General features: G+C 69.9%; 15 protein-coding genes. 6 read left to right on the forward strand and 9 right to left on the reverse strand.

Features of this window, described 5'->3' with window-relative positions; all coding sequences use genetic code 11:
- Nucleotide 1 precedes the first annotated feature (1 nt).
- A complete protein-coding gene (locus tag EJ913_RS15545; RefSeq protein ID WP_126999422.1) occupies nt 2-1558 on the reverse strand; it encodes a sigma 54-interacting transcriptional regulator in 1557 nt (518 codons plus the stop codon).
- 390 nt (nt 1559-1948) lie between these two features.
- On the opposite strand from EJ913_RS15545, the gene EJ913_RS15550 reads away from it, so the two are divergent.
- Nucleotides 1949-3253 carry a D-amino acid dehydrogenase gene (locus tag EJ913_RS15550; RefSeq protein ID WP_126999424.1) on the forward strand — a complete coding sequence of 435 codons (1305 nt, stop codon included), beginning with the start codon at nt 1949-1951 and terminating at the stop codon, nt 3251-3253.
- A 5-nt stretch (nt 3254-3258) separates the two neighbouring features.
- Here EJ913_RS15550 and EJ913_RS15555 read toward each other — a convergent pair whose 3' ends face one another.
- The 6 genes from EJ913_RS15555 to lldP all read right to left on the reverse strand — a co-directional run bounded on the left by EJ913_RS15555 (nt 3259) and on the right by lldP (nt 11128).
- Entirely contained in the window at nt 3259-3465 is a 207-nt protein-coding gene (locus EJ913_RS15555; protein ID WP_126999426.1) for a hypothetical protein, read from the reverse strand.
- On the reverse strand, nt 3462-4259 hold the full coding sequence (locus EJ913_RS32520) for a LutC/YkgG family protein (protein WP_238520639.1): 798 nt from the start codon (nt 4257-4259) through the stop codon (nt 3462-3464). The genes EJ913_RS15555 and EJ913_RS32520 overlap by 4 nt, the downstream gene beginning before the upstream one ends.
- A complete protein-coding gene (locus tag EJ913_RS15570) occupies nt 4252-5691 on the reverse strand; it encodes a LutB/LldF family L-lactate oxidation iron-sulfur protein (RefSeq protein ID WP_126999428.1) in 1440 nt (479 codons plus the stop codon). Before EJ913_RS15570 ends, EJ913_RS32520 begins: the two co-directional genes overlap by 8 nt.
- Nucleotides 5684-6451 carry a (Fe-S)-binding protein gene (locus EJ913_RS15575; RefSeq protein ID WP_126999430.1) on the reverse strand — a complete coding sequence of 256 codons (768 nt, stop codon included), beginning with the start codon at nt 6449-6451 and terminating at the stop codon, nt 5684-5686. Before EJ913_RS15575 ends, EJ913_RS15570 begins: the two co-directional genes overlap by 8 nt.
- 13 nt (nt 6452-6464) lie before the next feature.
- Entirely contained in the window at nt 6465-9329 is a 2865-nt protein-coding gene (locus EJ913_RS15580) for an FAD-binding and (Fe-S)-binding domain-containing protein (RefSeq protein ID WP_126999432.1), read from the reverse strand.
- Between the two features lie 98 nt (nt 9330-9427).
- Nucleotides 9428-11128, reverse strand: a complete 1701-nt coding sequence (gene lldP / locus EJ913_RS15585) for an L-lactate permease (protein WP_126999434.1) — start codon at nt 11126-11128, stop codon at nt 9428-9430.
- A 570-nt stretch (nt 11129-11698) separates the two neighbouring features.
- Between lldP and EJ913_RS15590 the strand changes: the two genes are divergently transcribed.
- From EJ913_RS15590 to EJ913_RS15600, 3 genes are all read left to right on the forward strand, one after another.
- Nucleotides 11699-12469 (forward strand): FCD domain-containing protein, encoded by a 771-nt coding sequence (locus EJ913_RS15590; RefSeq protein ID WP_126999436.1) that lies wholly within the window; start codon nt 11699-11701, stop codon nt 12467-12469.
- A 75-nt stretch (nt 12470-12544) separates the two neighbouring features.
- Nucleotides 12545-13969, forward strand: coding sequence for a sigma-54-dependent transcriptional regulator (locus EJ913_RS15595; RefSeq protein WP_244939370.1), 1425 nt, complete (start codon nt 12545-12547; stop codon nt 13967-13969).
- Entirely contained in the window at nt 13966-16941 is a 2976-nt protein-coding gene (locus tag EJ913_RS15600; RefSeq protein ID WP_244939371.1) for a hybrid sensor histidine kinase/response regulator, read from the forward strand. The genes EJ913_RS15595 and EJ913_RS15600 overlap by 4 nt, the downstream gene beginning before the upstream one ends.
- Nucleotides 16942-16953: 12 nt before the next feature.
- On the opposite strand, the gene EJ913_RS15605 is transcribed toward EJ913_RS15600, so the two are convergent.
- Both EJ913_RS15605 and EJ913_RS15610 read right to left on the reverse strand, forming a co-directional pair.
- The gene (locus EJ913_RS15605; protein WP_244939372.1) at nt 16954-17619 is read right to left on the reverse strand and encodes a YcbK family protein; all 666 of its coding nucleotides are present in this window, start codon (nt 17617-17619) and stop codon (nt 16954-16956) included.
- Between the two features lie 303 nt (nt 17620-17922).
- The gene (locus EJ913_RS15610; protein WP_126999442.1) at nt 17923-18168 is read right to left on the reverse strand and encodes a hypothetical protein; all 246 of its coding nucleotides are present in this window, start codon (nt 18166-18168) and stop codon (nt 17923-17925) included.
- A gap of 196 nt (nt 18169-18364) precedes the next feature.
- On the opposite strand from EJ913_RS15610, the gene gltA reads away from it, so the two are divergent.
- On the forward strand, nt 18365-19696 hold the full coding sequence (gene gltA / locus EJ913_RS15615) for a citrate synthase (protein WP_126999444.1): 1332 nt from the start codon (nt 18365-18367) through the stop codon (nt 19694-19696).
- 196 nt (nt 19697-19892) lie between these two features.
- Nucleotides 19893-20906, forward strand: coding sequence for an NUDIX hydrolase (locus EJ913_RS15620; RefSeq protein WP_126999446.1), 1014 nt, complete (start codon nt 19893-19895; stop codon nt 20904-20906).
- Nucleotides 20907-20921 lie beyond the last annotated feature (15 nt).

Raw genomic sequence — 20921 nt, forward strand, 5'->3', positions numbered from 1 at the left:
CTCAGCGGTCCGGGATGCCGTATTTGCGCAGCTTGTTGGCGATCATCGTGTGCGAGGTGGCGAGCCGGGCCGCCAGCTTGCGGCTCGACGGGAAGCGGGGGTAGAGCCGGCGCAGCAGCGCTCCCTCGAAGCCCTCCACCGCGTGTTCCCAGTCGGCGGGCTCGTCCAGCGGGGCCGAAACGCCGTCCTCGGCCGGGGCCATGCGGGCGCCGGCCAGCTCCAGGTCGGGGGTGTCGAGGAAGGCGCCGTCGCTCATCGTCACGGCGCGGAAGATGACGTTCTCCAACTGGCGGACGTTGCCGGGCCAGCGGTTGGCGAGCAGCGCCGTGGCCGCCGCCCCGGTCAGGCGGCAGGGCGGGCGGCGGGCCTGGGCGCAGGCGCGCGCGATGAAGTGGCGGGCCAGCAGCAGGATGTCGTCGCCGCGCTCGCGCAAGGGGGGGACCTGGAGCGTCAGCACGTTGAGGCGGTAGAACAGATCCTCGCGGAAGGCGTGGGCGGCGACCATCGCCTCCAGCGCCCGGTGGGTGGCGCTGACGACGCGGACGTCCACCTTCTGCTCGCGCTCGCCGCCGACCCGGCGGAAGCTGCCGTCGTTCAGGAAGCGCAGCAGCTTGGCCTGGAGGTAGGCCGACATCTCGCCGATCTCGTCGAGGAAGACGGTGCCGCCATGGGCCAGCTCCAGCAGGCCGGGCTTGCCGCCGCGCTGCGCCCCGGTGAAGGCGCCGGGCGCGTAGCCGAACAGCTCGCTCTCGGCGAGGTTCTCCGGCACGGCGGCGCAGTTCAGCGCCAGGAACGGTTTGTCGGCGCGCGGGCTGGCGCGGTGGCAGGCGTGGGCGACCAGTTCCTTGCCGGTGCCGGTCTCGCCGAGGATCAGCAGCGGCGCCTCGACCGCCGCGACGCGGGATGCCCGCGCCTTCAGGCCGCGGACCGGCGGTGAGTCGCCGAGGATCGTCTCGAAACCGCCCTCGCCGAAGTTCTGGAGGGCGTCGAGCCGCTCGCCCAGCCGCGACGGGGTGAAGAGAGTCAGGACGGCGCCCTGGGGGCCGCCCGCCGTGTCCTCCACGTCGATGATCGGGGTCACGTCGATCAGGAAGGGCTGGCCGTTCAGCGTCGCCTCGCGGTTGGCGAGGCGGAAGCCGCCCTCGATCAGGTCGCGGGTCAGGCCGGGGTCGCCCAGCAGCGTGCCGAGGTCGGTCCCGGCGAGGCGGCCTTCGGGGAGGCCCGCCACCGAGGCGGCGGCGGCGTTCGCCACGACGACGCGGCCGGCGCCGTCCACCGCCAGCACCGGGTCGGGCAGGGCCGCCAGCAGCGCGTCCAGATGCAGCCGCCGCCGGGTCCCCGGCAGCATGTCGATGGCCGAGACCGATTGCACGCCGGCGACGGTGCGCAGGGAGTCGCCGAGCGCGGGGAGGGTGGCGGGGTCGAGGCCGGGGGCGTCGATGTGGATGTGGGGCGGATCGACCTCGACGCCGGTGACGTTCAGGCGGCGCAGCGCCAGCACGGCGAGGATCTCGTGGGCGATGCCGACCCGGTCGGCGAAGGTGACCTCGATGCGCATGGGGCCTCGGGGGGTGAAACGGTGTCGGCTCCGATGCCCCCTCCCCGTCCCTCCCCCGCTTCGCGGGAGAGGGGGCCGGATCCTTGTCGGCGTTCGGCGGCAGTCCCCTCTCCCGCCGAAGGCGGGGGAGGGTTAGGGAGGGGGCACGGCAACAACCACTGTACCGAATTTCATACAGCGTATCAAAATCTTTACAGCCGCTACAAGTCATTGGAGAACAGTGGAAATTTTTCCACTCCCTTTCAAAAGTCCTGCCTCTGTAAACATTTGCATACACTCAAATCCTCCTACCTCTCCCCCAAACCCCAGCCTTTCCGCCATCCCCCCACTTGGCATCCCGCTTGCTAACCAGCCTCCCAAGAGAGTCCTCCATCCTCGGGAGCCAGTCACATGCGGGTCATCGTTCTGGGCAGCGGCGTCATCGGTGTTTCGACCGCCTATTATCTGGCGCGCGCCGGCCATGACGTGACGGTGATCGACCGGCAGGAAGGCCCCGCGCTGGAGACCAGCTTCGCCAACGCGGGCGAGGTCTCGCCGGGCTACTCCGCCCCCTGGGCGGCGCCAGGGCTGATGCTGAAGGCCATCAAGTGGATGACCATGAAGCACTCGCCGCTGGTCATCCGGCCCAAGCTGGACCCGGCGCTGTGGTCGTGGTGCCTGAAGCTGCTGATGAACGCCAACGAGACCAGCTACCAGCTCAACAAGAGCCGGATGGTCCGCATCGCCGAATACAGCCGCGACTGCCTGAAGGCCCTGCGCGCCGAGACCGGCATCGCCTATGACGAGCGCACCAAGGGCACCTTCCAGGTCTTCCGCACCCAGAAGCAGTTGGACGCCGCCGGCTACGACATGGCGGTGCTGGAGCGCTACGGCGTTCCCTTCAGCCTGCACGACCGCGACGGCCTCGGCGCCGTCGAGCCGGCGCTGGAAGGCGTGAAGGAGAAGCTGGTCGGCGGGCTGCTGCTGCCGGGCGACGAGACCGGCGACTGCTTCCTGTTCACCAACCGTCTGGCCGAGTTCGCGGCCAAGCGCGGCGTCGAATTCCGCTACGGCGTCACCATCCGTGGCTTGGAGAGCGACGGCCGCAAGGTCACCGGCGTCGTCACCGACCAGGGCACGCTGACCGCCGACAGCTACGTCGTCGCCATGGGCAGCTACTCGCCCAAGCTGGTGAAGCGCTTCGGGCTCGACCTGCCGGTCTACCCGGTGAAGGGCTATTCGCTGACCCTGCCGATCACCGACGCCTCGGGCGCCCCGGAATCGACCGTGATGGACGAGACCCACAAGGTCGCCGTCACCCGGCTGGGCGACCGCATCCGCGTCGGCGGCACGGCGGAGCTGGCCGGCTTCGACCTGACGCTGCGTCCGCGCGGCCGGGGGCCGCTCGACCATGTGGTCAGCGACCTGTTCCCGCGCGGCGGCGACCTGTCGAAGGCGGAGTTCTGGACCGGCCTGCGCCCCAACACGCCGGACGGCACGCCGATCGTCGGCCCGACGCCGGTGCGCAACCTGTTCCTGAACACCGGCCACGGCACGCTGGGCTGGACGATGGCCGCCGGCTCGGGCCGTCTGGTCGCCGACGCGGTCGGCGGCCGCAAGACCGAGATCGACCTGGACGGCCTGACGGTGGACCGCTACGGCCGCAAGTCGTCGGCCGCCGTGGGCGAGCCCAGCGGCGCCGTCCGCACGGCCTGAACCCTTTACATCGCCTTGGCCCGTGCCGTACGGCGGAAGCGGGTCATGGCGAGTTCCATCAGCATCGCCTCGCTGACGACGGCGCCATCCAGCACATGCTGGCGGGCGCCGTTTTCGTGCTTGCGCACCTGATGGCCGAGCCGGCGCAGGTGCAGGATCGCCTCGTAGAGCCGGGCCGGCGGCTCCCCGGTGTGGGGGCGGGCGCCGCTCACGCGATCACCACGACGATCAGGCGCTTGGGGCCGTGGACGCCGTAGGCGAGGGTCTGCTCGATGTCGGCGGTCTTGCTGGGGCCGGAGACCAGCAGCGCGTTGGTCGGCATGCCCTCGGCCCAGCGGTTGTCGCGCATCGCCTGCCAGAAGGTGTCGTAGAGCGCGTCGGCGCGCAGCAGCGCCACATGGATGTGCGGCACCAGCGAGAGCAGGCGCGGTTCCTGCGCGCTCGGCCACAGGATCAGGCTGCCGGTCTCGGCGATGGCGCCGAGCGTGGAAGTGAGGCCGGCGTCGATGCCCTCGAAGAGCTGTTCCTTGAAGGTCTCGACCGGGCGGTCGTAGGGGATGAGGTGCACTCCCTCTCCCGCCCCGGGAGAGGGAAGGGGCCCGCGAAGCGGGAAGGGTGAGGGGCTGTCGGGCGTGGGGTTGGAATCATGTTCCGATAGCCCCTCACCCTCCCCATGCTCCGCATGGGTCCCCTCCCTCTCCCGGGGCGGGAGAGGGCTGGTGGCAGCCGCCAACGTCTTCCCATCCGGCGTTCCCGGCGCGTACAGCAGTGTCGTCGCGCCTTCCCGCGCCAGGAACTCCCGCACCACGGCGGGCCAATCCGCTTCGGTCGCGTCCAGGAACTCGGTGTGGACCGCTTCCATCAGGCGGCGGATGCGGGGGAGGCGTTCCTCCGGCGCCCAGCGCTTGTCGGCCAGCACGGTGGTGTCGGACGGCGGCGGGGTGATCGGGTGGGCGTCGCGGCTGGCGCGCAGCTTGGCCAGGATGGCGGAACGGGCGTCAGACATCGGGGATCCCCTTCTCGCGGGCCAGATCGTGGAGCGTGCGCGACGCGAAGCGCGGCTTGGTCCGCACGCTGGTCCATTCCTTGAGCAGCGGCAGCCCCGTGGGCGCCGCGTTGCCGAGCTTGCTCATCGCCATGGTGGCGATCTTGTAGGCCATGGGCGAGGCGTTCATCGCCGCCCAGCCCTTCCACACCATCGCTTCCGTCTTGCTGGCCTGGGCGCCGGAATCCTTCACCGCGTCGCCGGGGCGCACCGCCTCGACGCGCAGCCGGCCCATGATCTCGACGATGGGGATCTTGACCGGGCAGATCTCGACGCAGGCGTTGCACATGGTGCAGGCGTGGGGCATCTCGCCGCGCTTGGCCAAGCCCTCCATCTGCGGCACCAGGATCTTGCCGATGGGGCCGGGGTAGGGCGCTTCGTAGGCGTGGCCGCCGACCTTGGTGTAGACCGGGCAGTGGTTCATGCAGGCGCCGCAGCGGATGCAGCGCAGCGTGTCGCGCAGCTCGGCGTCGGCGTAGACCGAGGACCGCCCGTTGTCGAGGATCACCAGATGGATCTCGCGCGGGCCGTCCAACTCGCCCTCCTTGCGGGGCGAGGTGATCATGTTGACGTAGGTGGTGATCGGTTGGCCGGTGGCCGAGCGCGGCAGCAGGCTGATGACCGGCGGCACGTCCTCCAGCGTTTCGACCACCTTCTCCAGACCCATGAAGGCGATGTGGACCGGCGGCACCGTGGTGCACATGCGGCCGTTGCCCTCGTTCTCGATCAGGCAGAGCGTGCCGGTCTCGGCCACCGCCGCGTTGACGCCGGACATGCCGACGTCGGCGTTCATGAACTTCTGGCGCAGGATGCGCCGCGCGAGGCCGGTCAGGTAGGCGGCGTCCTCGATGCTCTCCGCCTCCTTGATCTTGCGCTTGAACAGGTGGGCGATCTGCTTGGTGTTCAGGTGGATCGCCGGCATGATGATGTGCGAGGGCATGGTGCCGTCGAGTTGGACGATGTACTCGCCCAGATCGGCCTCCAGCGCCTCGATGCCGTGCTCTTCGAGGAAGGCGTTGAGGTGCATCTCCTCGGTCACCATCGACTTGCCCTTGACGGCGAGCTTGGCGTCCACGCGCTTCATGATGTCGAGGACGATGGCGTTGGCCTCGTCCGTGGTCGAGGCCCAATGCACCTGGATGCCGTTGCGGGTGCAGTTGGCCTCAAGCTTTTCCAGCAGCTCCGGCAGCTTGGAGAGCGCGCGCAGGCGCACGCTGGCCGCCAGCGCCCGCATGTCGTGCCATTCCTTGGCGTCGGCGAACTGGACGGCGCGCTTGGTCATCAAGCCGTCCATGGCGCGGCGGAAGTTGCCGCGAAGCTGCGGGTCGAGCAGCGCCGCCTTCGACGCGGCGGCGAAGTTGACCGGCGCTTCCGTTCCGTGATGCTCAGCCATGGAGGCGCTCCTTCAGGAACTGGGCGATGTGCTGGCCCTGGACCGGCTTATGCCCGCCCTCCAGCGCGCCGTTGATGTTCAACAGGCAGCCGCAGTCGCCCGACACCACCCGCTTGGCCCCGGTCTGCTCGATGTCGTCGACCTTGTCGCCGACCATCGCGGCGGAGATCTCCGGGTGGCGCACCGCGAAGGTGCCGCCGAAGCCGCAGCATTCCTTCTCGCGCTTCAACTCCACCAGCTCGACGTTGGCGAGCTGGCGCAGCAGGGCCTTCGGTTCCTCGACCACGCCCATCTCGCGCTGGGCGTGGCAGGAGGCGTGCCACGTCACCCGCACCGGTTCGCCCTTGTCCTCCAGCTTGACGTCGAGGACCTGGACGAGGAACTGGGTCAGTTCCCAGACGCGGGACGACACCTGCACCGCCTTGGCCTCGTCCGGCTCGCCGTGGAACAGGTGGGGCCAGTGCTTCTTCATCATGCCGGCGCAGGAGCCCGACGGCACCACGATGGGCAGGTCGCCGGGGAACAGGTCGAGCTGGGCGCGGGCGACCTTGAGGGCGTCGGCGCGGTAGCCGGAGTTGTAGGCCGGCTGGCCGCAGCAGCTCTGCCCCTGCGGGAAGACCACGGTCAGGCCCTGGGCCTTCAGCAGATCCATGCCGGCCATGCCGGCGTCGGGGAAGAACAGATCGACCAGACAGGTTCCGAAGAAATAGACCTTGCTCGGGCGGGTTGGGCTCGGCCGAGGCGGGGTTGGCTGGGTCATCTTGAGAATCCTGTCAGAAGGCGGCTTCGGGCGTGCGCGTGGTGGCGGGCACCGCCGTCTTGGGGCGCGAGCAGGCGTCGACGAGGTAGACGATGGAGCGGTAGGGCAGGCCGGCGTGGTCCGACAGGCCGATCTCGCAGGTCCGGCTGGTCGAGTAGCCGGATTTGGCGCCCGCCGGCACATCCTTCTTGAGATGGCGCAGGGCGTGGGCGTTGAGTTCCGGCGTCGAGAAGCCCTTGTCCCCGGCGAAGCCGCAGCAGCCGACGTCCTCCGGGACCACCACCTGCGTGGCGCAGGTCTTGGCGATGGCGGTCAGCGTGGCGTCCAGACCCATGCGGCGGGTGCTGCAGGTCAGGTGCAGGACGACCGGCTCCGCGCTTTTGACGATGTCGAGGCGGGGCAGGGCGTGGACGTGCAGGAACTCGGCGATGTCGAGGATCTTCAGGCCGCCCTCGGTCAGCCGCTTCTTCAGGCGGAAGGCGCAGGGGCTGGTGTCCATCACGATGGGCAGCGCGCCGTTGTTGCTGGCCTTGGCCAGCGCCGCCAGCATCGCGTCGGCCTTGGCGTCGGCCTGGGCGGCGAGGCCCTTGCTCTCCAGCGACATGCCGCAGCATTGCGACGACAGCTCCTCCGGGTAGATCACCCGGAAGCCGGCCTTGCGCATCAGCGCCTCGACCTTCTCGGGCAGCGGGGTCTGCTCCGGGTCTTCGGCGGCCGGACCCATGGTGCGGCTGACGCAGCTCGGGATGTAGACCACGGCCGGCGCGTCGGGGAGGGAGACGTGGCCCGGCAGCGGCGTGAAGCCGACCGGCTTGGGCATGTTGCGCGGCAGGCCCGGCAGATGGCCGGCGGTCAGGGTGCGGGCGGCGGCGCTGACGGCATCCGGTCCGACGACGCGGCGGGCGAGGTCGGCCAGCCGCAACCCGGTGCGCGCCATGCCCAGCACGCCGCCCATGTGGTCGGCGACGAAATCGCCGGCCTTCTGGGCGACGGCGCCGCGCTTCTGGCCGCGCAGCGCCTTGACCAGCAGCCCCGTCTCGATCCCGACCGGGCAGGCGGTGGAGCAGAGCCCGCAGGCCGCGCAGGTGTCGATGCCCTGGTAGTCGTAGGCTTGGCTCAGCGCTTCCAGCCGCGCCGGGTCGGCGCCGTCGCGGGTCAGGCGGGAAATCTCGCGCCAGCCGACGATGCGCTGGCGCGGCGACAGCGTCATCTTGTGCGACGGGCAGGTCGGCTCGCAGAAGCCGCACTCGATGCAGGTGTCCACCAGCGGGTGGGCCGGCGGCATCGGCTTGAGGTTCTTGAGGTGCGCCTCGGGGTCGCCGTTCAGGATGACGCCGGGGTTCAGCAGCCCCTCGGGATCGAACAGCGCCTTGATTTCCTTCATCAGGCCGTAGGCCTGCGGACCCCATTCCATCTCGACGAAGGGGGCCATGTTGCGGCCGGTGCCGTGCTCCGCCTTCAAGGACCCATCGTAGCCCTTCACCACCATGGTGCAGACGTCGTCCATGAACTGGCGGTAGCGGTCGATCTCGGCGTCGGTGTCGAAGGCCTGGGTGAAGACGAAGTGCAGGTTCCCTTCCAGCGCGTGGCCGAAGATGATGGCCTCGTGGTAGGCGTGCTTGACGAACAGCGCCTGGAGTTCAACCGTCGCCTCGGCCAGCCGCTCCAGCGGGAAGGCCACGTCCTCGATGATGACGGTGGTGCCCAACTCGCGGATGGCGCCGACCGCCGGGAACAGGCCCTTGCGGATCTTCCAGAAGCCCTCGCAGGCCTTGGCGTCGGTGGTGAAGGCGCCGTCGCCGATGGTGACCGTCGTCGCCAGCACGGCGGCGATCGCGGCCAACTGGGAGTCCAGCGCGGCCACGCTCTCGGCGCGGGTCTCGACCAGCAGGCAGGCCACGTCGGGGCCGAAGCCCTTGATCTGCGCCGGCATGCCCGGCTTGTCCTCGATGGAGCGCAGCGAGGCGCGGTCCATCAGCTCCACCGCCGAGACCGGCGTCGCCTTCAGCAGCGCGACGGCGCGGCAGGCCTCGGCGATGTCGGGGAAGAACAGCAGCGCGCTCGCCTTGTGGGCGTGCTCGGGCACCGTGTTCAGGGTGATGGTGGAGATGAAGCCCAGCGTGCCTTCCGACCCGATCAGCAGGTGCTGGAGGATGTCGACGGGGTCCTCGTAGTCGACCAGCGCGTTCAGGCTGTAGCCGGTGGTGTTCTTGATGCGGAACTTGTCGCGGATGCGCCCGGCCAGCGCCTCGTCGGCGCGGGTCCGCGCGCCCAGCTCGTTCAGGCCGTCGAGCAGGCTCTTGTGGCTGCGCCAGAAGGCCGCGCGGCTGACCGCGTCGCCGGTGTCGAGCGCGGTGCCGTCGGTCAGCACCAGCCGCATCGAGGACAGCGTCCGGTAGCTGTTCTGCGCGGTGCCGCAGCACATGCCGCTGGCGTTGTTGGCGGCGATGCCGCCGATCTTGGCGGTGGCGATGGAGGCCGGGTCGGGACCGATCTTGCGGCCGAGCGGCGCCAGCTTGCGGTTGGCCTCGGCGCCGATGACGCCGGGCTGGAGGGTCACCGTCGCGGCGTCGGCGGAGATGGCGCAGCCGCGCCAATGGTCGCCCAGCAGGACCAGCACGCTGTCGCTGACCGCCTGCCCCGACAGGCTGGTGCCGGCGGCGCGGAAGGTGACGGGCGCCTGGTGCGCGCGGGTGACGCGGAGCAGGCCGACGACCTCCTCCTCGCTCTCGACGATGGCGACGATCTTGGGAATGAGGCGGTAGAAGCTGCCGTCGGTGCCGTAGGCCAGCGTCCGCAGCGGATCGGTGATCAGGCGGGCCTCGGGCATGAACGCCCGCAGCTCGGTCAGCACGCGCTCGTAGGGGACGGGCAGCATCGGTCTTCCTTCGGCTGGATGAGGTGGCTTCAAGGAAAAGGCCGGTCGGACGGGGGGAACCCGTCCGACCGCAGTCAGGAGACTCTAGACGCGGAGGATCAGGGGATCATCCACTGGAAGTAGTAGGCCTGGAGCGCGGTGATCACGCCGATGATCGCCACGAAGAACAGGCTGTGCTTGAGGGTGAAGCGGAACAGGTCCGCCTCGCGCCCGACCAGCCCCACGGCGGCGCAGGCCACCGCGATGGACTGCGGCGAGATCATCTTGCCGGTGACGCCGCCGGTGGTGTTGGCGGTGACCATCAGGATGTCCGACAGGCCGAGCTGCTGCGCGGTGGTCGCCTGGAGGGCGCAGAACAGCGCGTTGGACGAGGTGTCCGACCCGGTCAGGAACACGCCGAGCCAACCCAGCACCGGCGAGAAGAACGGGAAGGCGCTGCCCGTGCCGGCCAGCAGCAGGGCCAGCGTCGAGGACAGGCCCGAGTAGTTGGCGATGAAGGCGAAGGCCAGCACCATGCCGATCGAGTAGATCGGGCGGCGCAGCTCCATGATCGTCTCGCCGAAGGTCGAGACCGCCGCCGCCGGCTTCATGCGCAGGAAGACGACCGTGACGATGGCGGTCAGCAGGATCGCGGTGCCGGTGGCCGCCAGCAGGTCCAGCTTGTAGACCGCGTCGTAGGGCTTGGGCGAGGCGACGATGGGGGCGACGCGCATCACCAGCTGGTGCAGGCCGTCGACCGGGAAGTACAGCACCGTCGAGGCCAGCGCACCGGTCTTGGCGAACAGGGCCTTGAAGGGCGCGAGGCTCCACACGGTGACGATGGCGGTCAGGACCAGGAAGGGCGACCACGCCTTGATCACCTGACCCGTGGTGTAGGCGCCGCCGGTGCCGCCGGCCAGCGCGGAGGCCGGGGTGGCCATGGCGCCGACGGAGGCCGCCGCCGGGGCGCCCATGACGTTGGTGTTCTCGAAGCGGAAGATGCGCTTGGGCTTCCACACCTTGAGGAACAGCGTCAGGCAGACCAGGCTGAACAGGGCCGAGGTGATGTCGGGCAGCTCGGGGCCGATGAAGTTCGAGGTGAAGAACACGCCGATGGCGAAGGAGAGGCCCGCCACCAGCACCGCCGGCCACGTCTCGCGCACGCCGCGCACGCCGTCCATGATGAAGACGATCCAGAACGGCACGAAAGTGGCGAGCAGCGGAAGCTGACGGCCGGCCATCTGGCCGATCTTGAAGGGATCGAGGCCCGTCACCTGACCGGCGACGATCATCGGGATGCCCATGGCGCCGAAGGCCACCGGGGCGGTGTTGGCGATCAGGCAGAGGCCGGCGGCGTAGAGCGGGTTGAAGCCCAGCCCCACCAGCAGCGCCGCCGTGATGGCGACCGGCGCGCCGAAGCCCGCAGCACCCTCAAGGAAGGCGCCGAAGGAGAAGCCGACCAGCAGCATCTGGAGGCGCTGGTCCTCGGTGATCGACAGCACCGACGAGCGGATGATGTCGAACTGCCCGGTCTTGACCGTGACCTTGTAGAGGAACACGGCGCCGACGATGATCCAGGCGATCGGCCACAGCCCGTACAGGAAGCCGTAGACGGCCGAGGCGAAGCCCATGCCGAGCGGCATCTTGTAGAAGACGATGGCGACCAGCAGCGCGATGGCGACCGTGATGGTGGCGGCGACGTGCCCCTTCATCCGCAGGAAGGCCAGGGCGACGAAGAAGAAGATAATCGGCAGCGCGGCGACCAGCGCCGAGACCCAGAGGTTCCCCGCCGGATCATAGACTTGCATCCAAGGTTGCATTTTTTTCTTCCATTCAAGTTTGACCGCACCGGCGACCCGACGGCGGCGTGATCAGAAACCCGGGGCAACCGTCAGCGCTGCGGCCAGACACGGCAACGACGCAAGCGGCACGGGAAAAGCCGTGCCGGTGATTGGGACGTGGACGCGTGACCAGCTCATCCGAAGGCCTCCTTCGCGGGGGGCGTGGGTTTCCAGACCTAGAATTTTCGGGGATGAGTCCGGTCGTCGGGCGCCTGCCGTCCGGCAAGGCGCCAGCGTTCGCCGCCACCCGAAGGCGACGGCGCGGAACGCCGTCTCGGCGGGTCCGTCCTTTCCCCAGAACGCATGGACGCCCTTGACCCGGCGGTGGTTCGGGACAGAATCCTTCACCGGCCGCCATTGTTTGGGCGTCTCTTGTTCATATGACCAGCGTTGGATAAAAGATTTGACCAGACCGTGCAACGGTAAAATCATTGAGGACGCGGTGCACTTTGGTAGGGGGGTGGGGGTGGCATGACGCGGCGGCAGTGGACGCCGTTGGAATCCATGGGGTATTAAGACACCCGAACGCGCAGAAGGACCGCCGACCCAATGCAGGGGACGATCAAACCCGCCAAGCTGGCCGACGCCATCGCCGAGCATCTGGAAAAGCTGATCCTGGAGGGTGCGCTGAGGCCGGGCGAAAAGCTGTTGGCCGAGCGCGAACTGGCGGCCAAGCTGGACGTGTCCCGCCCCTCGCTGCGCGACGCCATCGCCAAGCTGGAGGAGCGCGGGCTGCTGGTGACCGGGCGCAACGGCACCCACATCGCGCAGTTCCTGTCGCACATCGGCGACCCGCTGGTGGCGCTGCTCCAGAACAACCCGAAGACGACCTTCGACTATCTGGAGTTCCGCCGCTCCATCGAGGCGCAGGCGGCGATGCTGGCGGCCCAGCGCGCCACCGACCTCGACCACGCGCAGATCCGCGGCATCGTCGCCCGCATGAAGGCCGCCCACGGCAAGGACGACAGCTCGGAGGAGGCGGATTCCGACGCCGACCTGCATCTGGCGATCTACGAGGCGGCGCACAACATCGTCATGCTGCACATCATGCGGACCCTGTCCGAGATGCTGCGCAACGACGTGTTCTACAACCGCGCCGACCTCTATTCGCGCCAGGGCGTGCGCGACCTGCTGCTGGCCCAGCATCTGGAGATCGCCGACGCGGTGCTGGCCGGCGACCCGGTGCGCGCCCACGCGGCGGCCGAGGCGCATGTCGAATACACGCTGAAGACCCTGCGCGAGATCCGCGAGAACGACGCCCGGCTGGAGGTGTCGCTGCGGCGGATCGGGCGGACGGACCTGATAGACACGGCGGGGTGATCGGGCGACGATAGGCCCGGTCTGGCGGGACACCGCCGGGCGCGCTACACTCAACGCCAGCGAAACGGCCGACCGATGAGCATGCACGCACCGCCCAAGAAGCGCCGGATCCTGCTGATCGAGGACATGGTTCCGCTCGCCAAACTCTACATCGAGTTCCTGCGCGGCGAACCGCTCGACGTCGTCCACGTGGCCAAGGGGCGCGACGCGCTGGCGTCCGCCGCGTCCCGGCCGCCCGACGCGGTGATCCTCGACCTCAAGCTGCCCGACATGGACGGGCTGGACGTGCTGCGCGCCCTGCAGGAGCGCGACCCCGGCGTGTCGGTGGTGATCGTCACCGCCCACGGCTCCATCGACCTCGCGGTCGAGGCGATGCGGCTGGGCGCCTTCGACTTCATCGTGAAGCCGTTCAACGCCGACCGGCTGAACCTGACGCTGCGCAACGCGCTGGAGCGCCGGGCGCTGACCCGCATCGTCGAGGGCTACCGCAAGGATCTCGACCGCGACCGCTTCCACGGCTTCATCGGCGGCTCGGACGAGATGCAGGCGGTCTACCGCACCATCGAGAGCGTGGCTACCAGCCGGGCCAACGTCTTCATCACCGGGGAGAGCGGCACCGGCAAGGAGGTCGCGGCCCACGCCATCCACCGCGCCAGCCCGCGCCGCGACCGCGCCTTCATCGCGCTGAACTGCGCCGCCATCCCCAAGGACCTGCTGGAAAGCGAGATCTTCGGCCATGTGAAGGGCGCCTTCACCGGGGCGACCGGCGACCGGCCGGGGGCGGCGACGCTGGCGGACGGCGGCACGCTGTTCCTCGACGAGATCTGCGAGATGCCGGTCGACCTGCAATCCAAGCTGCTGCGCTTCGTCCAGACCGGCGCCGTCACGCCGGTCGGCAGCGGGCAGGAGGCGCGGGTGGACGTGCGCATCGTCGCCGCCACCAACCGCGATCCGCTGGCCGAGGTGCAGGCCGGGCGGTTCCGCGAGGATCTCTACTACCGCCTGCACGTCATCCCGCTGGCCCTGCCGCCGCTGCGCGACCGGGGGGAGGACGTGGTGGAGATCGCCCGCGCCCTGCTGGCCGACTACGTCCGCGAGGAGGGCAAGAGCTTCACCGCCTTCGCGCCGGAGGTCGAGGCGCGGCTGCGCGGCTACGACTGGCCGGGCAACGTGCGGCAGTTGCAGAACGTCCTGCGCAACATGGTGGTGCTGCACGACGGGACCTGGGTGACGGCGGACATGCTGCCGGCGCGCATGGCGGCCCCCCCGGCGGCGCCCTGCGCGCCGGCCCCCTCCCCCGGTCCGTCGGCGGCCGGCGGCCTGTTCCCCGACGACGGCACGGTGGTGCCGCTGTGGCAGGTCGAGAAGGAGATGATCCGCCGCGCGCTGCGCCTGACCGGCGACGACGTGCCGCGCGCCGCCCTGATGCTGGAGATCAGCCCGTCGACCATCTACCGCAAGCTCCAGCAATGGCGCTCGACCGAGGAGACCGCGGTGTGACCGCCGCCCCCCTGCCGCCGACCGAAGCGGCCCGCCAAGCCGTTCTGGACAGCTATTGCGTGCTCGACACCCAGCCGGAACCGGGCTTCGACACGATCACCAAGCTGGTCTCGCACGTCATGCGCTGCCCGATCGCGCTGGTGTCGCTGATCGACCGCGACCGGCAATGGTTCAAGAGCCGCGTCGGGCTGGGCGACGTGACGGAGACGCCGCGCGATCTCGCCTTCTGCGCCCACGCGATCCTCGGCGACGCGGTGATGGTGGTGACGGACGCCTCCCAGGACCCGCGCTTCGCCGATCATCCCGCCGTGACCGGGGAGGCGCATCTCCGTTTCTACGCCGGGGCGCCGCTGATCGCCGACGGCGAGCGGCTCGGCACGCTCTGCGTCGCCGATACCCACGCGCGCCCCTTCGAGGAGCGCGACGCCGAGACGCTGGCCCAGCTCGCGCGGCTGGTGGTGGACGAGCTGAACCTGCGCCGCGAGGTGCTGCGCCGCGAGCGGGCCGAGGCGGAGCTGACCCTGGCCCGGCAGGCTCTTGGCGCCGCCATCGACGCGACCCCGGACGGGCTGGTGATGTACGACGCCGAGGACCGGCTGATCCTGTGCAACCAGGCCTACCGCGACGCGCACCCGCTGACGGCGCCGCTGCTGGTGCCGGGTGCCGCGCTCGACGCGATCCTGCGCGCCGGCGTGCTCAACGGCGAGTTCGGCCGCGCGCCGTCGGGCGATCCGGGCGACGAGGCGTGGCTGCGCGCCGAGACGCAGCGCCACCGCAACCCCGGCCCGCCCTTCGAGCGGGAACTGGCGGACGGGCGCTGGATCCGGCTGGCGGCGAACCGGGCGGCGAACGGCGCGCTGGTCGTCACCCGCACCGACATCACCCGCAGCAAACGCTCCGAGGAGGAGTTGCAGCGTCAGGCCGCCGACATGTGCGCGTTGGCCGAGGGGCTGGACGCCGCCCGCGAGGACGCCGACCTGCACCGGTCGACCGCCGAGGCGGCGACCCACGCCAAATCGGACTTCCTGGCCGCGATGAGCCATGAAATCCGCACGCCGATGAACGGCATCATGGGGATGACCGAACTGCTGTTCGACACCCCGCTGAGCGACGAGCAGCGCCAGTTCGCCAAGGCGGTGCGCAGCTCCGCCAACGCCCTGCTGACCATCGTCAACGACATCCTCGACTTCTCCAAGCTGGAGGCCGGCAAGGTCGCCATCGAGGCGCTGCCCTTCGACCCCGCCGATCTGGTGGAGGGGGTGGTGGAGCTTCTGACGCCCCGCGCGCGGGAACGCGACATCGAGATCGGCTTCTTCATCGACCCGCTGCTGCGCCGCACCCTGATCGGCGACCCGACGCGCATCCGTCAAATCCTGGTCAATCTGGTCGGCAACGCCGTCAAGTTCACCCATGAAGGCAGCGTCACCGTGGAGCTGGAGGCGGTGGAGGCCGGCGACGGCCATCTGGTGATGCGGACCACGGTGACCGACACCGGCATCGGCATCCCCGCCGACGCGCTGCCCAGCCTGTTCAACAAGTTCCAGCAGGTCGACGGATCGATCACCCGCAAATACGGCGGCACCGGGCTGGGGCTGGCGATCTGCCGGCAATTGTCGGAGCTGATGGGCGGCGGCATCCTGGTGGAAAGCACCGTCGGCCTCGGCAGCCGCTTCCAGGTCGATCTGCCGCTGGCGCTGGGGGCCGAGGAGGTCTCGCCGGCCGACTGCCCGCTGGTCGGGCGCCGGGCGCTGGTGGTCGATGATCTGGCGATCAACCGGCGCGTCCTCTCCTCGATGCTGGAGGGGCTGGGCGCGCAGGTGGTGGCGGTGGAGGGCGCGATGGACGCGCTCGACGCGCTGGACCGGGCCTCGGCGGCGGGACGGCTGTTCGACGTGGCGCTGATCGACCACACCATGCCGGTGATGAGCGGCGAGGCGCTGCTCGCGGCCATCGCCGAGCGGCCCGAACTGGGCGGGCTCAAGCGGGTGCTGGTCACGTCCCTGGGGGCGGGGCAGGGGGCGGGAGGGCGGCCGGACGGGCTGGCCGACGCGACCCTGACCAAGCCGCTGCGCCTGACCGCGCTCGCCACCTGCCTGTCCGGGCTGTTCGGCCTGACGCCGGACGCCCCGCCGGCCCCGCCCGAGCAGGCCCAGCCGGCGGCGCAGACGCGGTCCGGCCGCATCCTGCTGGCCGAGGACAACCGCACCAACCAGCTCTTCGCCACGACGCTGCTGCGCCGGCTCGGCTATTCGGTGGAGGTCGCGGAGGACGGCGAGCAGGCCCTGGCCCTGGCGGCGGCGGGCGGCATCGATCTGATCCTGATGGACGTGCAGATGCCGGGGATGGACGGGCTGGACGCCGCCCGCGCGATCCGCGAGCTGGACGGCCCGCGCGCCTCCGTGCCCATCGTGGCCCTGACCGCCGACGCCATGCCGGGCACCCGCGACCAGTGCCTCGCCGCCGGGATGAACGACTACATCACCAAGCCGATCCACCGGCAGGCGCTGCTGGCCGCGCTCGACCGCTGGTTCCCGGCGGCGGATGCGGCGCCGGAGCCGCCGGTCGCCGAACTGAGCGCGGCACGGCACGCCTGGGCGGCCGGCGTCGACGAGGCCATCGACGAAACGGTGCTGTCGGATCTGGAGGCGAGCGTCGGCGCCGACAGCCTGTCGATGATCGTCGACAGCTTCCTGGAGGATGTGACCCAACGGCTCGACCGTCTGGCCGCCGTCATCAGCCAGTCGGCGGCGGGCGAGGTCGATCTGCGGGCGCTGGCCGGCGAGGCGCACGACCTGTCCAGCATGGCCGGCAGCTTCGGCGGCATGGGGGTGATGCATCTGGCGTGGCGGCTGGAGGTGTCCTGCCGCCACGGCGAGCGGGCGCAGGCCAACGCCCTTCTTCCGGTGCTGGTGCGCGAGGCCGGGCGGCTGGAGCGGGGCTTGCGCCAGCGCGCGGCGGAGCGGGCCTCCTGAGCGGCGGTCGCCTCAGCGGCGGCCCAGCAACAGCTGGCGGCGGGCCAGCGCGCGGTGCAGCGCCTGGCGCTGGGCGACCGTCCGGGGGCGGCCCCGGACGCCGCTGGCGAACAGCCCCTCCAGCCCTTGGCCGAACATCTCCCAACTGCGCACCGGCCCGGTGTCGATGTGCAGGAAATGCGAGCGCGGGTACCAGCCGACCCCGCCGCGCTTCAGGTCCAGCGCGCTGCGGTGCGCGTCGGGCAGGCGCGCGGGGAAGGTGACGTCCAGCGCGCGGCCCAGCAGATGCTGGCTGTGCTCGGCGACTCCCAGCGACTTGGCGGCCAGCTTGGCGTTGGTTTCCGGGGTGCGGAAGGCCGAGAGGATGGTCGCCTTGGGCTGGCCGACGACGTCCATGATGTCGGCCAGGAAATCGAGCGTCCCCACGTCGAGCGGCCCGACCTTGTTGGCGTGGTGGTCGCGCAGGACCTGGGCCAGATCGGTCATCGCGTCGGGCAGGGGACCGGACGCATCGCGGTAGGGGCCGTCGAAGGATTCGCCGGTGTGCTGGTTCCGGAGGGACAGCCGGCGCGGGGCGGAGGGCAGGGCCAGCGCGGCGTCGGACATCACCACCAGCACGCCGCACCCGATCAGCAACTCGCGGCGCTTCAGCGACAGGGAAACGGAGGGCGGGGCCAAGGCATGGTCTTTCAAAGGCATAGAGCAAAGTCGGCAAAATGATTTTAAATCGCAATCGTAAACTTATCGCTGCCGCCGGATGGGTGCAGAGGTCACGGCCGGGTAATGCCCTGTTCTCGGGGGCAAGGGATGATCGCGTCCAGTTCCCTCTCCCGCCCCGGGAGAGGGAAGGGGCCCATGCGGAGCATGGGAAGGGTGAGGGGCTATCGGAACATGGATTGCGTACCACGCCCGATAGCCCCTCCCCCTCCCCACGCCTGCGGCGCGGGTCCCCTCCCTCTCCCGGGGCGGGAGAGGGCTTGGTCAACCAGTGCCCGGCTGGGCCGAGCCGTCGATCTCCTCGGCGCGTTCGCGCAACTCCTTCGACGACAGCCCGGCGGGGGTGGCGTCCTGGAGCGTGCCGTCGCCGGGCGTCTTGCGCATGTCCTCGCGCGGGGAGCGCTGGCCGGCCGGGGTTTCGTCGCGCGGGGTGGGCTGCCCCGTGCCGGCACCGGGACGATCGGCGCTAGGGCGTTCGGGGGAGGGACGTTCGTCGGGCGTGTCGGTCATGATATCCTCGTGCTAGTCTCTGTCCATTCAACCCCGCCGACGGCTCCGAGGTTCCCCACCCCGGACCGCCGCCTGTTGGCGTGGGTGGATCAAAACGGGTAAGAACCAAAGGCGGCACAACGCCAAGCTCTGTCCGCGCGCACCCCGCGCGGGCCGGCACGCCAAGCGCCGACCAGCCAAGGAGAGTGAAAAGGTCATGGAATCGAGCAAGCACACGCCCCACGGCGATGTCAGCGAGGTCGGCACCGTCACGTTGACCGACGACGCCACCGGCAAGACGCTGAAGCTTCCGGTGCTGGAGGGCTCCACCGGGCCGCGGGTCATCGACATCCGCAAGCTCTACGCCGCCACCGGTTACTTCACGTATGATCCGGGCTTCACCTCCACCGCCGCCTGCGATTCGGCGATCACCTACATCGACGGCGACGAAGGCATCCTGCTGCACCGCGGCTACGCCATCGCCGATCTGGCGGACAACTGCGACTTCCTCGAAGTCTGCCACCTGCTGCTGAACAACGAGCTGCCCAACGCCGAGCAGAAGGCCGAGTTCGCGCGCACCATCACCTACCACACGATGGTCCACGAGCAACTCGCCAAGTTCTACAGCGGCTTCCGCCGCGACGCCCACCCGATGGCGATCATGTGCGGCGTGGTCGGCGCGCTGTCGGCCTTCTACCACGACTCGACCGACATCTTCGATCCGGTGCAGCGCAAGATCGCCGCGCACCGCCTGATCGCCAAGATGCCGACCATGGCGGCGATGGCCTACAAGTACACGTCGGGCCAGCCCTTCATGTACCCGCGCAACGACCTGACCTACGCCGAGAACTTCCTCTACATGACCTTCGGCACGCCCTGCGAGGAGTGGGTGGTCGATCCGGTCCTGTCCAAGGCGATGGACAAGATCTTCATCCTGCACGCCGACCACGAGCAGAACGCCTCGACCTCGACCGTCCGTCTGGCCGGCTCGTCGCACGCCAACCCGTTCGCCTGCATCGCGTCGGGCATCGCGGCCTTGTGGGGTCCGGCCCATGGCGGCGCCAACGAGGCCGTGCTGAAGATGCTGGAGGAGATCGGCTCGGTCGACCGCATCCCCGAGTTCATCGCGCGCGCCAAGGACAAGAACGACAGCTTCCGCCTGATGGGATTCGGCCACCGGGTCTACAAGAACTACGACCCGCGCGCCAAGATCATGCGCGAGACCTGTTACGAGGTGCTGGGCGTTCTGGGCATCAAGGACGAGCCGCACCTCGCCATTGCGATGGAACTGGAGAAGATCGCGCTGTCCGATCCGTACTTCATCGAGAAGAAGCTGTACCCGAACGTCGATTTCTATTCGGGCATCATCCTGAAGGCGATGGGCTTCCCGACCAGCATGTTCACCGTGCTGTTCGCGCTGGCCCGCACCGTCGGCTGGATCAGCCAGTGGAAGGAGATGATCGAGGACCCCGACCAGCGCATCGGCCGTCCGCGCCAGCTCTTCACCGGCAGCCCTGCCCGCGCCTTCGTGCCGCTCGACAAGCGTTGAGGCGTGTGTAGCCCTCTCCCGTCCCGGGAGAGGGAGGGGACCCGCCGCAAAGCGGTGGGGAGGGTGAGGGGCTAGAGGGCGTGGTACGAATGCATGCCCCGATAGCCCCTCACCCTTCCCATGCTGGCGCATGGGCCCCTTCCCTCTCCCGGGGCGGGAGAGGGATTCGGACCGGGGGTAGGGGAAAGCGAACGCCGTGACGGATGGGGTGCAGTTGGGGTTGTCGGTCGCCGTGGTGGCGGTGGCCGGGGCGACGCCGCGCGTGGTGACGGTGCGCAGCGAGTTCGCGGTTCCGCCCGAGCATCGCCGGGGCGACGAACCGCTGCCCCACCGCGACGCCCTGCCGGGCGCGCCCTTCGAGCCGTCGCGCTTCCGCACCTTGCAGGAGGGCGTGCGCGCCGTGGCCGAAGGGTTGTCCGGTCTGTCGCTGCGTTACGTCGAACAGCTCTACACCTTCGGCGACCGCTACCGCGACCCGCACGAGCTGTTCGGCGGGCCGCGCTCGGTCGTGGTCGGCTATCTGGCGCTGGTCCGCGACGGGCCGCTGGGCGGCGGCGCCTCGGCGGAGTGGAAGGCGCTCTACGAGCATTTCCCCTGGGAGGACTGGCGCGAGCAGCGCCCGGCCCTGCTCGACAGCGTGATCGAACCGGCCCTGCGTGGCTGGATCGCCGCCGCCGGGGATTCGGAGTCCCGCGCCCGGCGCGGCGAGCGCGCGCAGCTCGCCTTCGGGCTGGACGGCGCGGAGTGGGACATGGAGCGCGTGCAGGAGCGCTACGAACTGCTCTACGAGGCCGGGCTGGTGGTGGAATCCTTCCGCGACCGCGATCTGGCCGCGCGGATGGGCGCGGCTCCATCGCCGGGGGGCATCATGCCGCGCGCGCTCGGCCGCCCGATGGCGCGCGACGGGCGGCGCATCCTGGCGGCGGCGCTGGAACGGCTGCGCGGCAAGCTGAAATACCGGCCCATCGTCTTCGAACTGCTGCCGCCCGTCTTTACCCTGCACCAGCTTCAACGCGTGGTGGAGGCACTGTCGGGGGAATGCGTCCACAAGCAGAATTTCCGCCGCATGATGATCGCCGGCGGGCTGGTCGAGCCGACCGGCCAGTTCGAGAGCCAGACTGGCGGGCGCCCGGCCGAACTCCACCGTTTCCGTCGCCAAGCCATCCACGACCGCACCAGCGCCCACGCGATTCCTTACGCCGGGGGATAAGGCCGTTGCCGGCCG

This window comes from Azospirillum doebereinerae (assembly GCF_003989665.1).
GTDB classification, from domain to species: domain Bacteria; phylum Pseudomonadota; class Alphaproteobacteria; order Azospirillales; family Azospirillaceae; genus Azospirillum; species Azospirillum doebereinerae.